The following is a 12,950-nucleotide window of genomic DNA, read 5'->3' on the forward strand; positions in this document are numbered from 1 at the left end:
CAACTAAAATATGGTTGCCACACATTTTTTTAGGTTAGAGATACACGCATGCCTGTTTTTTCCTCACATCAAATGACGTTTCAATGTAAACTTCTAAATTGCTAGATTGCCGTTCGTATGTAAAAGAAAAAACTCTCTTACTCTCCTAATCCGCTTTTTAACTGTAAGTACTGCACAGCATAGGCTGTTTTTGCATCATAAATTTCCTTGTTTTGAATAAGAGTAAGGGCCTCATCTACCGTAACTTCCATCACTTCAACAAATTCATCTTCGTCTAATTCCGCTTTGGTGGTCATCACTTTTAAATCTTCCGCTAAATAAAGGTGAACCAACTCATCCGCAAAACCTGGTGATGTATAAAAAGAAATAATATGGCTAAGCGAATCCGTCGTATAGCCTGTTTCTTCTTCTAACTCACGTTTTGCCGTCACAATCGGCTCTTCTCCTTTTTCTAGCTTGCCGGCTGGAATTTCGACTAAAATACGATCCATCGGCCTGCGATACTGTTTGACCATAACCATTTTATGATCGCTTGTTAACGCAATGACAGCTACAGCTCCAGGGTGCTTAACTACTTCTCTTGTACTCGTTTTTCCGTTTGGAAGCTCTACTTCTTCTAAGTACAAATCAATCACTCTGCCTCCAAATAGCTTTTCAGAAGACAGCATTTTTTCTGTTAAATGATCCATTTTCTACACCTCGTTCTATTTTTTTGACTCTTACATATATTCTATCATACGAATCTTGGGAGGTAGAAAAAATGAAAGTTTATGTTCACGAGAAGCAAATCATTTTGGTCGGTAAAGCATGGGAAATCAAGCAAAAGTTAAAAGAATACGGCGAACAATTTCAGTATGTTGATGAGTGGACGAACGCTATCTCTCAAAATTTCAATTCTTACAAACAAGCAGACTGCAGACACTAATTGTGCTGCAGTTTTCTAATCTTCTTATTTGAGTTTCCCTCTATCATAGCGCTACAATAGATAGAAACAAGTAAAAAATAAGGAGTGACATATATGGAAAAAAGGCGCTTAGGTACTTCAGACTTGCTTGTCAGTACATTAGGTTTAGGGTGCATGTCTCTTGGAACGGAACAGAAACACGCTGTCAATATGATTGATGAAGCTCTCGAATATGGCATTAATTATTTCGATACAGCAGATTTATATGATTTTGGCTTAAACGAGGAGTTTGTGGGACAAGCCCTAAAAAAACGCAGAAATGATATTATTTTAGCCACAAAAGTGGGGAATCGCTGGAATGATGCAAAAGACAGCTGGACGTGGGATCCGTCTAAGATTTACATAAAAGATGAAGTAAAAGAAAGCCTGCGCCGTCTTCAAACGGATTACATCGATTTATATCAGCTGCACGGAGGGACCGTCGAAGACAATATTGAGGAAACGATTGAAGCATTTGAAGAATTAAAACAAGAAGGCGTCATTCGCTACTATGGTATTTCATCTATCCGCCCAAATGTGATTCGAGAGTATGTGCAAAACTCTTCTATTGTCAGTGTCATGATGCAATACAGCTTGTTAGACAGACGTCCTGAAGAAAGTGCACTTCCTCTTTTACATGACAACGGCATTAGCGTTGTAGCGAGAGGTCCGGTAGCCAAAGGGCTGCTAACCGAAAAAGGAGAGCAAAAGCTTTCTGCATTCGAAGGCAAGGGCTACTTAGATTATAGCGGTACGGAATTAGCAAAAACGATAGAAGAATTTCGTCACGTACGACCAACTCACTCTCTGAATTCAACGGCACTTCAATACTGTTTAGCTAATCCTACGGTAGCCTCAGTTGTAGCAGGAGCAAGCTCTTCTTCACAGCTTCGTGAAAACGTCAAAGCTGTCGAGGCTTCCCCGCTTCAGCCTACTGAAATTAGCAAGCTGCAATCGATCTTTAAAACAAATCAATATGAAGCTCACCGTTAAAAAATAAAAGCGCCTTTATCGGCGCTTTTATTTTTTAAATTCAGACCAGTTCAAATCACTTTCATTTAACAGTTCTTCAAACGACTTATTTTTTTCTTTTTCTTTTCGAATTCGAGCAGCTTCTTTACGCTCTGTTTCTTTCTGCTCTTCTTCTTTTAAAGAAAGCGCCTGTTTTTTAGCTTGAAGCTGTTTTAATAAGCTATCATTTAGCTGATCTTTGATACTGAGCTGATCATTTTGTTTTTGTGCTGATTGTTTTTGCTTTTTTTTAGCCATCACAATTCCCCCGCTACTTTAATTGAGAGATATTGTATCATATTCTTGCTTTTGTTACCAAAAATCAAAATGCATCTAGTTTTACATGTTCATCAATGATTAAAGTTGGCTCTGTAGATTGTTGAATATCTTCTACCGTATAGCCTTTCGCTACTTCAACAAGCTTTAGACCTTCTGCCGTAATATCAATGACCGCTCGATCTGTAATAATACGATCCACTACCTCTTTTCCTGTCAGAGGGAGGCTGCACTCATTTAAGATTTTAGGCTCATCTTTTCTCGTCACGTGTTCCATAATAACAATGATGCGCTGTGCTCCGTGAACTAAATCCATTGCACCGCCCATTCCTTTAATCATTTTTCCAGGAATCATCCAGTTTGCCAAGTCACCAGTTTTTGAGACTTCCATTCCTCCTAAAATCGCAATATTAATGTGCCCTCCGCGAATCATTCCAAACGATTCAGCACTATCGAAGTAAGAAGCGCCTTTTGTCGCCGTTACGGTTTCTTTACCTGCATTAATTAAATCAGGATCTACTTCTCCTTCTTTCGGATATGGTCCAATTCCTAACAGACCGTTTTCAGACTGAAGCACCACCGTTTTATTATCTGAGATATGATTAGCCACAAGCGTTGGAATACCAATTCCAAGGTTTACATAAAATCCGTCCAAAATTTCTTTTTCAGCACGTTTTGCAATTCGCTCTCTCACGTTCACGCCGTTTTCAATCATGAAAAATCTCTCCCCTTTTGTTATTTTTGAACGGTTAAACGCTCAATACGTTTTTCTTGTTCACCAATAATTAACGATTGAACATATACACTAGGTGTGTGAATAATATTTGGATCAAGTGAGCCTGTTGGATGAAGTTCCTCCACTTCTGCTATCGTCACTTTTCCTGCTGCTGCAATCATTGGGCTGAAATTGCGCGCTGTCTTGTTATACACTAAGTTCCCCATATGATCGGCTTTCCAAGCTCTAACCAAACTAAAATCAGCTTTTAACGCCTCTTCTAGTAAATATTCTTTTCCATCAAACACGCGAACTTCTTTTCCTTCAGCAATGGGTGTTCCCACTCCCGCTGGTGTATAAAATGCAGGTATGCCCGCTCCGCCGGCGCGAATCTTTTCAGCTAGCGTGCCTTGAGGTAGCAATTCTACTTCAATTTCTCCTGACAATACTTGTCTTTCAAACTCTTTATTTTCTCCCACGTAAGAACCAATCATCTTTTTAATTTGTTTGTTTTTCAGAAGCAGTCCAAGTCCCCAGTCGTCTACGCCGCAGTTATTTGAAATTACGGTTAAATCTTTTACCCCTGTTTCAACTAACGCTAAAATCAAATTCTCCGGAATTCCACATAAACCAAAACCACCGACCATAATCGTAGCACCGTCGTGAATATCTTTCACCGCTTCTTTAAACGACGTATGTACTTGTTTCATACATAACCACCCCTTCGTTATTTTTGAAAACGCTTTCTAATCCATTATAAAAGATTTTTATTTCTTTTTAAATATATATATAACTGAAAATTATAATTTAATCATTTTTTTGTCAAAAAAGTTATATTACTAGACAAATTAAAGGAAAAACAAAAACGCCACGAGTTCCAAAGCTGTATGCTTGGAATCTGTGGCGTTGTGATATAGCTTTAATGTTTGTTAAAACTATATCAAATTAAGGACGTTCAACGATTGTTGCAACGCCTTGGCCTCCGCCAATACATAACGTTGCTAACCCAAGTTTTGCGTCGCGTTTTTGCATTTCATGAATAAGTGAAACTAGGACACGTGTACCACTTGCACCAATAGGATGTCCAAGCGCAATTGCTCCACCGTTTACATTTAAAATATCATGATTAAATTGAAGTTCACGATCCACAGCGATTGACTGTGCAGCGAATGCTTCGTTTGCTTCTACTAATTGAACATCTTCTAATGAAACAGCAGCTTTTTCCAGCGCCTTTTTCACTGCGCTTACAGGACCGATTCCCATAATGCTTGGATCTACTCCGGCAGTTGCATTAGCTTTAATAGACACTAATGGTGTTAGGCCTAACTCGTCTGCTTTTTTACGGCTCATTACCACTACTGCAGCTGCACCGTCATTGATACCAGATGCATTACCAGCTGTTACAGAACCGTCTTTTTTGAAGGCTGGACGTAGTTTCCCTAGACTTTCAGCCGTTGTGCCTGCGCGTGGGAACTCATCTTGTTCAAAAATTGTTACTTGGCCTTTTCTTCCAGGCACTTCTACCGGCACAATTTCATCTGCGAAACGACCAGATTGAATAGCTGCTTCTGCTTTTTGCTGGCTTGAAGCTGCAAATGCATCTTGTTCGTCGCGGGTAATTTCATATTTATCACACAGGTTTTCAGCTGTAACGCCCATATGGTAGTCGTTAAATGCACACCATAATCCATCTTGAATCATGCTATCGACTACTTTTTGATCGCCCATTTTAAACCCGTTGCGTGCATTTTTTAATAAGTATGGTGCTTGGCTCATGTTTTCCATTCCACCAGCAACAATCACATCAGCATCCCCAGCAAGAATCGCCTGTGTAGCGAGATGTACTGCTTTTAGTCCTGATCCGCATACTTTATTGATGGTTAATGCTGAAACAGTTTCAGGTAAACCTGCTGCTAAAGTTGCTTGTCGTGCTGGATTTTGTCCTAAACCTGCTTGTAAGACATTTCCCATAATAACTTCATCTACTTCGTTTGCTGATACCCCTGCTTTGCTTAAAGCTTCTTTAATTACAGTACCACCTAAAGTTGTTGCGGATACATTTTGTAAGCTTCCCCCAAAGCTGCCGATTGCTGTACGTACAGCGCTTACAATGACTACTTCTGTTTGACCCATGTCGAAAACCTCTCCTTACTGTTTGATTACTGTGATTAACTGTCACCTTTATTACTTTCGACATCGCTTGCGAAATTCCTCTTTTTTTGTAAAAATTTATAATTTTTATTGAATTTTAATTTTTTAGAATTAAAATAAGTATTAGTAAGCGTTTACATTGCGGGAGGAGAGCGGTTTATGGGATTTCCTGAAAAAGTAACAATTATAGAAGTTGGTCCACGAGATGGACTTCAAAATGAAAAAAATTTTGTTCCAACTGATAAAAAAATTAATTTTATCAAAAAATTAAAAGAAGCTGGACTATCCGAAATAGAAATTACATCCTTTGTTTCTCCAAAATGGGTTCCTCAAATGAAAGATGCTTCTACTGTTGCAAATACATTTCAGCCTGATACATGCCGAAACATTGTACTTGTGCCGAATCAAAAAGGCTTGGAAAAAGCACTGCAAGCTAATTGCCGCTCCGTTGCGCTGTTTATTGGCGTAAGCGATACCTTTAATCAAAAAAACATTAACAAAAATACCAAAGAAGCTGTACAAACGCTGCTCCCTCTCATTCAACAGCTCAAGCAGCAAGAATGTTTTATTCGAACTTGCATTTCCACCGCCTTTTATTGCCCGTATGAAGGAAAAATACATGAACGCGACGTGCTGACTCTTTGCGAAAGCTTTGTGGAAGCTGGAGTGAATGAGCTAAGCGTTGCTGATACAATTGGCATGGCAAACCCTAAAGATGTATTTTCACTTTTCTCGAAATTAAAACAAAGCTTTCCACACACGCTACTTGCTGCGCACTTTCACGATACGAGAGGATTAGCCATTGCAAATATCTATGCAGCTCTGCAAGCCGGTATTAACAGGTTCGATTCATCCGCTGGCGGGTTAGGTGGATGTCCATTCGCTAAGGGAGCAACGGGAAACGTAGCTACGGAAGATCTCGTCTTTATGCTTCATGAAATGGGTATCTCCACTTCTATTAATGAAGAAAAGCTGCTCGAAGCGGTCGCTTTTATCGCTCCTTACATTTCAAGACCGATTGAAAGCAAGCAATACTCTTTGTTTGCACAGCGTTAAAAATTAGGTTTTTATGAGAGCGATGCTATAATAAATAATAGCTATATTAACAAAAGGAGCCGCTAATCATGAAAAAATGGCTATTATTAATAGGAAGTGTTTTCGGAGCATTTGCCGCTCTTGGCATCTTTTTTACAAATCAAATGATGTACATCCGTAAAAAGACCGACAAAGTCATTATTGACCGCGATACGGAAGATGGCTTTTATGATGAGAAAGTCTATAGCACTCTTCCTAAAGAAGCATTTGTGCTTCCTTCTTCTCTAGGCTATAACATAGCTGGGACCGTTATCAAACAACACGACAACAACCGATTTATGATTCTTTCGCATGGAGTTACAGTTCATTCACTGAACTCTATGAAATATGCTCGGCTTTTTCTAAAGCTTGGATGGAACGTCGTTCTTTATGATCATCGCCGCCACGGCAAGTCTGAAGGGAAAACAACGAGCTACGGCTATTATGAAAAGCTGGACCTTCAATCCGTTGTTCACTGGGTAAAAGAACAATTCGGTTCAACTATTTCCCTTGGGATTCACGGAGAGTCTATGGGAGCTGCGACCACTCTTTTGTATGCTGGAATGGAAGACGGAGCTGATTTTTATATTGTCGACTGCCCTTTTTCTGACTTGGAAGAACTTCTTGCCTATCGCTTAAAACAAGATTTCCACCTGCCCAAACAGCTTGTGATGCCAGCAGCTAATATTATTTTAAAATGGCGAGAAGGCTACTCATTTAAAGACGTATCACCCATTTCAGTCGTAGATCAAATCAAACATCCTGTTCTGTTTATCCATAGTAAAGAAGATGACTATATTCTTCCTAAAATGACGGAGCAGCTGCATGCCAAAAAAATGGGAGCAAAACGGATGTATTTAGCACCTGTAGGCACTCATGCCCGCTCGTATGCTGATAATCCAGAGGAATATGAACAAGTTATTGAATCATTTTTAGAAAAAATACAAAAAGAAGCGCTTTAAAGCGCTTCTTTTGTTTTATCGATAAATGACATGCGCGGATTTAAAATTTGAGAAGGACATTTGAGCATAAACGCATATGCACTTTCATTGTAGTCAATCGTCATATTATCATCTAAAAATACTTGCTTTGTTTTTTCGACAAGAATAGGAACAAAATTCGTCTCGATGGTTACATCATCGCTCTCTTTTTCATCAACAATCCATAGCGTCGTTACACCGCTCACAACACAGCCGCATCCATCTGTATCGTATTTTAATTTTAAATATAGTGAAGAATCTTTCCCGTACTTTTCTTGTACTTTTGCTATCGCTTTATCAGTAAAGGTAATATTCATTTTCCTTTAACTCCTTTTAAACTAATTGTATAAACAAACGAAAATTGCTTATATAATGAGTATAATACACATCTCGCTTTCATTAAACTCTGGCGCTTCATATAGATGTGTACAAAAAGGAGGTTTTTCTATGTCAAAAGTACAAATTAAAGTAATGGATAACGGCTCTTTCCGTGTCACTGGAGACGTTGAATTAATTGATGCAGACGGCAACAAATTTGAAACAAAGCCGACATTTTCACTATGCCGATGTGGCCAGTCGCAAAAGATGCCCTTTTGCGACGGAAATCATAAAGGAAAATTCGACTCTTGTGTGCGCGCTGCAAAAATTTTAGACGAGCAGTAGATTCATAGAAATACAGCCTTACTGAACGAAACCATTAACGAAAAACATTGATAACCTGTGGTTAAAACACAGGTTATTTTCTATTAAACGCATCGCCTGCCAATTTTTCTACGAGCCCCGGGGCAAGCTGATACATCTTCGAACCTATATTCATCCACTTAGGCAAGTTGACTTCTCGTTTTGGTTTCCCAATAATATTGACCGTTTTTTCAGCTACGTATTGAGGTGTTAACATAAACTTTTCTACACTTTTTTCATAGTTTCCTGATTGATCTGCTATTGAAAAGAAGTTGGTTTGAATGGGACCTGGATTCACTGCGGTTACATAGATATCTGTTTTCGCTAATTCCATTCGCAGGCTGTTGGTAAACCCTAGCACGGCATGTTTAGAAGCTGAATAGCCACTGGATTTAGGCGTTGCAAGTTTGCCTGCTTGAGAAGCAATGTTAATAATATGTCCTTTGTTTTCTTTTAGCATATAAGCTAAAATTTCTTGTGTACATGCAATTAATCCAATAACATTGACTTGAAACATTGAGGCAATTGTCGTAATCGATGCTTCTTTCACTTCTTCAAATACACCAAAGCCTGCATTATTAATCAGGACATCAACACGCTTAATTTCACTCATCATTTTCTGAACAACTCTTTTGACTTCCTCTACGTTCGCTACGTCAGCTTTATATATGTAAGAGGTAATCCCATACTTTTGACTAATTTGCTCGGCTACTCGGTACAGCTTTTCTTCTGTACGTGCAAGTAAAACGGGGACGCCCCCTCTTTTGGCCACTTCATAAGCTAAATGTTCTCCAAGACCTCCTGAAGCGCCTGTGATCACGACATGTTGGTTCTTTAACAAGGATTTCAAATATAACACACCTTTTTTATAAGTTAAGAGCACACAGAATAAATAAGCGTACTTTCTTTTTCATGTGTACTGATTTTATTTGCACCTTCTAAAAAATCGAGCTGACCAATTGTTTCAGAAAGAGTTAGCCCTAGTTCTTTTTCATAAATAGTAGGAAATAGCTGTTTGCAAATATCAAACGCTGTTTGAGGGCGTTCTTTTATCATGCTAAGCACTTTATCCGCTCGGTCGCTCTGCTTTTGTAACCTCTCTTGTACAAGTTCGTGAACATGTAACACTTCATCTCCATGACCTGTATAGATACAGTTTATCTCTAAATCAAGCAGACGTCTTAATGAATGATTATATTGAAGAAGCGTTTTAGGTCGCTCGCCGCTTGGTTTCATAGGAGGTTCAATAAGCGGATTAGATGAAATATGCTTTAACAGTAAATCTCCTCCAATCATAACCGCTGTTCTTTCATTGTATAATGCAATATGGCTTTGAGCATGACCGGGTACTTCAAGTACTTTCCAACTCTCTAGGCCCGGAATGTAATCTCCTTCCTGCACAGAAGTTGTAAGAGAACGGTGACATGAGTACTTCATTGATGCTTTTAAACGTTTTAAATAGGGGCGAAACCTTTCATCTACGCCGGCTTTCATAAAGTGATCTTCAAAAAACGCATCGTACCACTCAAAAAAATCTGGATTTTGGGAGATCCAAGGCTGATTTTTCGCATGACCGACTATGGCGATATCTTTATCAAAAAAATCAAGCATTCCTACGTGATCAGGATGGTGATGAGTTAGGACAACTTGCTTAATATCATCTGGTTTTAATCCTATTTCATTAAGCTTTTCTTTAAATACAGACCACGCTGCCTCCGTTTTAATACCAGCATCGATTAGCGTAACGGTCTGACCTTTTATAACAAAAACATTCACATCTCCTACCGCAAAAGGAGTAGGCAGCACAATTTTATATAATTGCTCATTCATCTGTATTTTTGCTCCTTTACCATCGCATTTTCTTTTAAGTTTACACGATTTTTCCTGTTATTTATACAATTGCATTCGTTTTCTGAAAATTACATTGACATCCCTCTCTTTTTCATTGCATAATGACAGAAATATAGTGAAGTTTTATTCATATCTTTAGATAACTATGCATTTTATAAAGAAGAGATACACAAACACAAACCTTTAACAGATACTGAAATCTCAGTATCTGTTTTCACTGGATAGCAAATGACTGGAGGAACTTTTAATGAAAACGGATCTAAACATCGCCTTTATTGGAGCTGGATCAATGGCTGAAGCCATGATCTCAGGGCTGCTGTCAGATAAAAAGCTTCGCCCCAATCAAATCACCGTAACAAATCATAGCAACGATAAAAGACTTCACGAACTTCGAAACGCCTATGAAATTAACATTACGCGTAATCATGCCTTGTTAATCGAAAAAAGCGATATCATCGTGCTTGCTATTAAACCAAAAGACGTAGCGGAAAGCATCGATACGATTAAGTCCTATATTCGTCCGCATCACCTCGTTCTCTCTGTTTTAGCAGGTGTATCGACTGCCACAATTGTAAACTTGTTTGACCAAGAAGTAGCGGTTGTAAGAGCTATGCCAAATACATCTGCCTCTATTGGGTTATCGGCTACAGCCATTGCACCCGGCAAGTTTGCTACAGCAGAGCATATGAACGTTACTACTGCTTTATTTGAAACGATTGGTACGGTTACAACTGTAGAAGAAGAGCAGCTTCACGCTGTAACAGGACTATCTGGAAGCGGCCCAGCGTATGTTTACTATCTAGTAGAAGCAATGGAAAAAGCAGCTGAAAAACAAGGCTTGGATACGTCAGTGTCAAATGAACTAATTCTTCAAACTCTTATCGGTGCTGCAGAAATGCTGAAACAGTCACCTAAAACGCCAGCCGTACTTCGAAAAGAAGTGATGAGTCCCGGCGGCACAACAGAAGCAGGAATCGAACAGCTTATTTCTCATAACTTCCAAGAAGCCATGATGCAGTGTATTGAACAAGCTACAATTCGCTCCAAATATTTAGGAGATACAATTGACGAAAAAATCTCGAGTAAACGTTCGTAGAGGTTCACCTCTTTCTAAAAAAAGAAAGAGGTTTTTTTATGATTAAAAATGGATAAGCAGATTATGTGAAAGAAAATTCAATGCGGTGATATAATAACTTTTGTTTAGAGTATCGAAATAATTGGAGGTTAAACCGAATGAAAACAAAACTATTTTCACCTTATACAGTGAAAGAGGTAACATTAAAAAACCGAATTGTAATGTCACCAATGTGCATGTATTCATGCGAAAAGGAAGACGGCGTAATAACCGACTTTCATATGGTTCACTACACAACTCGTGCGGTTGGACAAGTAGGTCTCATTATGGTTGAAGCCTCAGCTGTCGTGCCACAAGGTCGTATTTCAGCTCAAGACTTGGGAATTTGGAATGATGAACAAAGAGATGGATTAAAGAAACTTGTGACACAGCTAAAAGAAAACGGTGCAAAAACGGCCATTCAACTTGCACATGCAGGACGTAAAGCAACTGTTGAAGGCGATATTTATGCTCCTTCCGCTATTGCTTTTGATGATAAAAGTAAAAAACCTGTGGAAATGACCACAGAACAAATTCATGAAACGATTTCTGCCTTTAAAGAAAGCGCTCGACGCTCAAAAGAAGCTGGGTTTGATATTATCGAACTTCACGCGGCACACGGTTATTTAGTACATCAATTTCTATCACCGCTAAGCAATAAACGCAGCGACGAATATGGCGGCAGCGCAGAAAATCGCTATCGTTTCTTAAAGGAAATTATTGAAGCTGTGAAAACAGAGTGGGACGGCCCTTTATTTGTCCGTGTTTCTGCTTCTGACTATACAGAAGGCGGATTAACAGTCGATGATCACGTTGCATTTGCAAAATGGATGAAAGAACAAGGCGTCGACTTAATTGATGTTAGTTCCGGTGCTCTTGTACACGCTCCAATCAACGTATACCCTGGCTATCAAGTGCCGTTTGCAGATAAAATTAAGCAGCAGGCAAATATTGATACAGGCGCAGTTGGATTAATTACAACCGGACGACAAGCAGAAGAGATTCTGCAAAGCGAACGCGCTGATTTAATTTTTGTTGCGCGCGAACTTCTGCGCGATCCGTACTTCCCGCGCACAGCGGCAAAAGAACTAAATGAAACACTTTCAGCACCCGTGCAGTACGAACGCGGATGGTAAAAAAAGACGAGGATACCCTCGTCTTTTTTTATGAAATCGTAAACCTTTTCAAGTCTTCTGCTATATCGGTATTCGGAAAAATTTCTTTTGCTCCTTCTGCTAACCGGCTGACTGCATCTCCTTGGTAACGCGAACTGATATGAGACAAAATAAGACGCTCGGCCGATGCTGTTTTAGCAATTTCAGCGGCTTCTTTTGCAGTAGAATGAAAATAGTTGTAAGCCAGCTCTTCATCTCCCGCTGCAAAAGTAGCTTCATGGACTAACACATTCGCATGCATAGCAAGCTGAACACTTTGCATGCACTTTCTTGTATCTCCTAAAACCGTGATGACCTTCCCTTTTTTAGGCTCTCCTACAAATTCTTGTCCATTAATAAGACGACCATCTTTTAATACTACTTCTTTCCCTTCTTTTAACTGCTGATAATGAGGCCCTGGGGGAATACTCATCTCTTTTAAACGCTGAACGTCCAGTGATCCTGGCAAATCTTTTTCGACAACTCGATATCCATAAGATAAAATGCCGTGTTCAAGCTTGGCAAACTCCACTGAAAAAGTTTCATCTTCAAAAATCGTTCCATTTTCACTTTCCTCTTCTATTTCAACAATCTCTAGAGGATATTGCAGATGAGTTTGACTTACAGCCAGCGTGACTTTAATAAATTCTTTAATTCCTTTTGGCCCATATACAGTAAGCAGCGATTCTCCGCCTTGAAACGAACGGCTTCCAAGGAGTCCAGGCAATCCGTAAATATGATCACCGTGAAGGTGCGTAATAAAAATTTTCTCAATTCGCCTCGGTTTAACGGTTGTATGTAAAATTTGATGCTGCGTTGCTTCTCCGCAATCAAAAAGCCACACTGACCCTCTTTCTTGCAAAAGTTCGAGCGCAAGAGATGAAACATTCCGCTGTTTCGCCGGTACTCCTGCACCCGTTCCTAAAAATAACAATTCCATTTTCTACTTCCTCCTTCACACGCACAAAAAGCCTGTAAGTATATTATACAGGCTTTTTGC

General features: G+C 39.3%; 16 protein-coding genes. 7 read left to right on the forward strand and 9 right to left on the reverse strand.

Annotated features, from left to right (window positions below):
- Positions 1 to 137: 137 nt before the first annotated feature.
- Entirely contained in the window at positions 138 to 689 is a 552-nt protein-coding gene (locus tag LIS78_RS22305) for an NUDIX hydrolase (RefSeq protein WP_013059084.1), read from the reverse strand.
- Between the two features lie 71 nt (positions 690 to 760).
- On the opposite strand from LIS78_RS22305, the gene mciZ reads away from it, so the two are divergent.
- On the forward strand, positions 761 to 925 hold the full coding sequence (mciZ, locus tag LIS78_RS22310; RefSeq protein WP_013059085.1) for a Z-ring formation inhibitor MciZ: 165 nt from the start codon (positions 761 to 763) through the stop codon (positions 923 to 925).
- A 93-nt stretch (positions 926 to 1,018) separates the two neighbouring features.
- Complete coding sequence (locus LIS78_RS22315; RefSeq protein WP_195781906.1) at positions 1,019 to 1,936, forward strand: aldo/keto reductase; 918 nt, start codon at positions 1,019 to 1,021, stop codon at positions 1,934 to 1,936.
- Positions 1,937 to 1,963: 27 nt separating this feature from the next.
- Here LIS78_RS22315 and LIS78_RS22320 read toward each other — a convergent pair whose 3' ends face one another.
- From LIS78_RS22320 to LIS78_RS22335, 4 genes are all read right to left on the reverse strand, one after another.
- On the reverse strand, positions 1,964 to 2,212 hold the full coding sequence (locus LIS78_RS22320) for a YqkE family protein (protein WP_016765509.1): 249 nt from the start codon (positions 2,210 to 2,212) through the stop codon (positions 1,964 to 1,966).
- A gap of 64 nt (positions 2,213 to 2,276) precedes the next feature.
- Positions 2,277 to 2,945, reverse strand: coding sequence for a 3-oxoacid CoA-transferase subunit B (locus LIS78_RS22325; protein ID WP_016765510.1), 669 nt, complete (start codon positions 2,943 to 2,945; stop codon positions 2,277 to 2,279).
- A 20-nt stretch (positions 2,946 to 2,965) separates the two neighbouring features.
- Positions 2,966 to 3,655, reverse strand: coding sequence for a CoA transferase subunit A (locus LIS78_RS22330; RefSeq protein WP_013059089.1), 690 nt, complete (start codon positions 3,653 to 3,655; stop codon positions 2,966 to 2,968).
- A gap of 235 nt (positions 3,656 to 3,890) precedes the next feature.
- Positions 3,891 to 5,078, reverse strand: coding sequence for an acetyl-CoA C-acetyltransferase (locus LIS78_RS22335; protein ID WP_195781905.1), 1,188 nt, complete (start codon positions 5,076 to 5,078; stop codon positions 3,891 to 3,893).
- 177 nt (positions 5,079 to 5,255) lie between these two features.
- On the opposite strand from LIS78_RS22335, the gene LIS78_RS22340 reads away from it, so the two are divergent.
- Together LIS78_RS22340 and LIS78_RS22345 are read left to right on the forward strand one after the other, a co-directional pair.
- Positions 5,256 to 6,152: a hydroxymethylglutaryl-CoA lyase gene (locus LIS78_RS22340; RefSeq protein ID WP_195781904.1), complete on the forward strand. Its 897-nt coding sequence runs from the start codon at positions 5,256 to 5,258 to the stop codon at positions 6,150 to 6,152.
- A 68-nt stretch (positions 6,153 to 6,220) separates the two neighbouring features.
- A complete protein-coding gene (locus LIS78_RS22345) occupies positions 6,221 to 7,132 on the forward strand; it encodes an alpha/beta hydrolase (protein ID WP_214984344.1) in 912 nt (303 codons plus the stop codon).
- On the opposite strand, the gene LIS78_RS22350 is transcribed toward LIS78_RS22345, so the two are convergent.
- Positions 7,129 to 7,467 (reverse strand): iron-sulfur cluster biosynthesis family protein, encoded by a 339-nt coding sequence (locus LIS78_RS22350; protein ID WP_195781902.1) that lies wholly within the window; start codon positions 7,465 to 7,467, stop codon positions 7,129 to 7,131. The two genes, LIS78_RS22345 and LIS78_RS22350, sit on opposite strands and share 4 nt — an antisense overlap.
- Positions 7,468 to 7,597: 130 nt before the next feature.
- On the opposite strand from LIS78_RS22350, the gene LIS78_RS22355 reads away from it, so the two are divergent.
- Positions 7,598 to 7,813, forward strand: a complete 216-nt coding sequence (locus LIS78_RS22355) for a CDGSH iron-sulfur domain-containing protein (RefSeq protein ID WP_013059094.1) — start codon at positions 7,598 to 7,600, stop codon at positions 7,811 to 7,813.
- 73 nt (positions 7,814 to 7,886) lie between these two features.
- Here the strand turns inward: LIS78_RS22355 and LIS78_RS22360 are convergent, their stop codons facing one another.
- Positions 7,887 to 8,681, reverse strand: a complete 795-nt coding sequence (locus LIS78_RS22360) for an SDR family NAD(P)-dependent oxidoreductase (RefSeq protein WP_252284372.1) — start codon at positions 8,679 to 8,681, stop codon at positions 7,887 to 7,889.
- A gap of 23 nt (positions 8,682 to 8,704) precedes the next feature.
- The gene (locus LIS78_RS22365; protein ID WP_195781900.1) at positions 8,705 to 9,661 is read right to left on the reverse strand and encodes an MBL fold metallo-hydrolase; all 957 of its coding nucleotides are present in this window, start codon (positions 9,659 to 9,661) and stop codon (positions 8,705 to 8,707) included.
- Positions 9,662 to 9,929: 268 nt separating this feature from the next.
- Here LIS78_RS22365 and proI point away from each other — a divergent pair, with 268 nt between their 5' ends.
- Both proI and namA read left to right on the forward strand, forming a co-directional pair.
- Complete coding sequence (gene proI, locus LIS78_RS22370) at positions 9,930 to 10,778, forward strand: pyrroline-5-carboxylate reductase ProI (protein ID WP_050688182.1); 849 nt, start codon at positions 9,930 to 9,932, stop codon at positions 10,776 to 10,778.
- A gap of 137 nt (positions 10,779 to 10,915) precedes the next feature.
- Positions 10,916 to 11,932, forward strand: a complete 1,017-nt coding sequence (namA, locus tag LIS78_RS22375) for an NADPH dehydrogenase NamA (RefSeq protein WP_252284373.1) — start codon at positions 10,916 to 10,918, stop codon at positions 11,930 to 11,932.
- A gap of 28 nt (positions 11,933 to 11,960) precedes the next feature.
- Here namA and rnz read toward each other — a convergent pair whose 3' ends face one another.
- Positions 11,961 to 12,890 carry a ribonuclease Z gene (rnz, locus tag LIS78_RS22380; protein ID WP_195781898.1) on the reverse strand — a complete coding sequence of 310 codons (930 nt, stop codon included), beginning with the start codon at positions 12,888 to 12,890 and terminating at the stop codon, positions 11,961 to 11,963.
- Positions 12,891 to 12,950: the final 60 nt, after the last annotated feature.

Source organism: Priestia megaterium, from assembly GCF_023824195.1.
Classification (GTDB): domain Bacteria; phylum Bacillota; class Bacilli; order Bacillales; family Bacillaceae_H; genus Priestia; species Priestia megaterium_D.